This window comes from Saccharomonospora iraqiensis subsp. iraqiensis, from assembly GCF_000430445.1.
GTDB classification, from domain to species: Bacteria; Actinomycetota; Actinomycetes; order Mycobacteriales; family Pseudonocardiaceae; genus Saccharomonospora; species Saccharomonospora iraqiensis.
On the sequence record NZ_KE387089.1, the window covers coordinates 1 to 2,109 of the forward strand.

The window sequence follows — 2,109 nt, forward strand, 5'->3', positions numbered from 1 at the left end:
AGGCGATCGCCCTCCGGCTCAAGGACCGGCTGGAGGACGGCAGGCCCCCGGGGCTGCCGCCCGCGCCGGCCGTCGACGGCTAGGGTGTCGCTGTGCGACTCCATGTCGTCTCCGACGTCCACGGCAATGCCGAGGCCCTCGCCCGTGCCGGTGAGGGCGCCGACGCGGTCCTCGTGCTGGGGGACCTGCTCGACTTCGTCGACTACCACGATCACGGCGGCGGGATCCTGGGACGGTTGTTCGGGGCCGAGACCGTCGCCCGGTTCGCGCGGCTGCGCCGGGAGGGCAGGCGGGCGGAGACGACCGAGTACGCCCGTTCGCTCTGGGCCGGCCTGGAGGATCCGCGGGCCGCGGTGGAGGAGGCCGTGCGCGAGCAGTACAGCAGGCTGTTCGCGGCGCTGACCGCCCCCACCTACGCCATCCCCGGCAACGTGGACGCCCCCGCGCTGTGGCCGGAGTTTCTCACCGACGGTGTCCGGGCCGTCGACGGTGAGGTCGTGGAGATCGGCGGGCTCCGGTTCGGTTTCGTCGGCGGGGCGCTGCAGGCGGAGGGGGTGCCGGTGCGCTCCGATTCCGCCTGGCGGCCGCACCTGCGCACCCGGGAGGACTTCGCCGCGGACGTGGCCCGGGTGTCCGACGCCGACGTGCTGTGCAGCCACATCCCGCCCGCCGTCCCCGAACTGACCTACGACGTGGTGGCACGCAGGCCGGAACTCGGGTCGGACGCCCTGCTCGGGGCCGTGCGCGAGCACGAACCACGCTGGGCGCTGTTCGGGCACGTGCACCAGCCGCTGTCGGCGCGGGTGCGGACGGGCCGCACCGAGTGCGTCAACGTCGGCCACTTCAAACGCACCGGCACGCCCTACGTGCTGCGCTGGTGAGGCGACGGACCGCTACGCTCTAGCCCCATGGCCGAGCAGTCCACCCAGTCCATCGAGATCGAGGCCCCGCCCGAGGACATCATGGCCGTCGTCGCCGACCTGCCCGCCTACCCGGAGTGGGCCAAGGCCGTCCGGGAGACGGAGGTGCTGGACCGCGACACCGCGGGGCGACCCCGCCGGGTGCGGTTCACCCTCGACTCCGGTCCGGTCAAGGACGTCTACACGCTCGCCTACGACTGGGCCGACGACGGACTGTCCGTGAGCTGGGAGCTGGAGAAGGGCCAGATGCAGAAGTCCCAGGAGGGGCGGTACCGGCTCCGGCCGCTGGGGGAGGGCCGCACGGAGGTGACCTACTCGCTCGCGGTGGAGCTGTCCCTGCCCATGATCGGGATGCTCCGCCGCAAGGCGGAGAAGATGATCATGGACACGGCGCTGAAGGAGCTCAAACGCCGCGTCGAGGACCGGGCCTGACGATGCGCACCCTGCTGTTCACCGGCAAGGGCGGTGTCGGCAAGACCACCGTCGCCGCCGCGACGGCGACCCGGCTGGCCCGATGGGGGCGCAAGACCCTGGTGGTCTCCACCGACCCCGCGCACTCGCTCGCCGACACCCTCGCCACCCCGCTGGACGGCGAGCCCCGCGAGGTGGCCGCCGACCTGTACGCGGTGCAGGTCGACGCGCGGGCGCTCACCGACGGGGCCTGGCGGACGCTGCGCGACGCGCTGCGGTCGGTGCTGACCGGGCTCGGGGTGGAGGCGCTCGACGCGGAGGAACTCACCGTGCTGCCCGGGGTCGACGAACTGCTCGCGCTGACCGAGGTCCGCGCGCTCGCCGACGCCGGGCCGTGGGACACCGTGGTCGTGGACTGCGGACCGACCGCGGAGACCTCACGGCTGCTCGCGTTGCCGGAGGCGGTCGCGGGGTATCTGAGCCGCACGGCCGGGCGCGGTCCGGCCGGGATGCTCGACCGGCTCGCCGCGCACGTCGACGACCTGCGGCGCTGGCTCACCGACACCGAGGCCACCGCGGTCCGGCTCGTGCTCACCCCCGAACGGGTGGTGCTCGCCGAGACCCGCCGCCTGCTGACCTCGCTGACGTTGCGCGGGATCGCGGTCGACGGTCTCGTCGTCAACCGGATGATGCCCACGGGCGGGCTGAGCTGGGGCCCCGCCGCCTCCTGGCTGCGCGCCCGGCGCCGCGCGCAGGACCGGGTGCTGGCGGAGCTGCG

General features: G+C 74.1%; 3 protein-coding genes. All 3 read left to right on the forward strand.

The window, feature by feature from the left end; genetic code table 11:
• The first annotated feature begins 92 nt into the window (after positions 1-92).
• Complete coding sequence (locus ACTIR_RS0112180; RefSeq protein ID WP_026454494.1) at positions 93-881, forward strand: metallophosphoesterase family protein; 789 nt, start codon at positions 93-95, stop codon at positions 879-881.
• A gap of 27 nt (positions 882-908) precedes the next feature.
• Positions 909-1,352 carry an SRPBCC family protein gene (locus ACTIR_RS0112185; RefSeq protein ID WP_026454495.1) on the forward strand — a complete coding sequence of 148 codons (444 nt, stop codon included), beginning with the start codon at positions 909-911 and terminating at the stop codon, positions 1,350-1,352.
• A 2-nt stretch (positions 1,353-1,354) separates the two neighbouring features.
• Positions 1,355-2,109, forward strand: a 755-nt coding sequence (locus ACTIR_RS0112190; RefSeq protein ID WP_026454496.1) for an ArsA family ATPase, incomplete at its 3' end; no start/stop codon positions are given.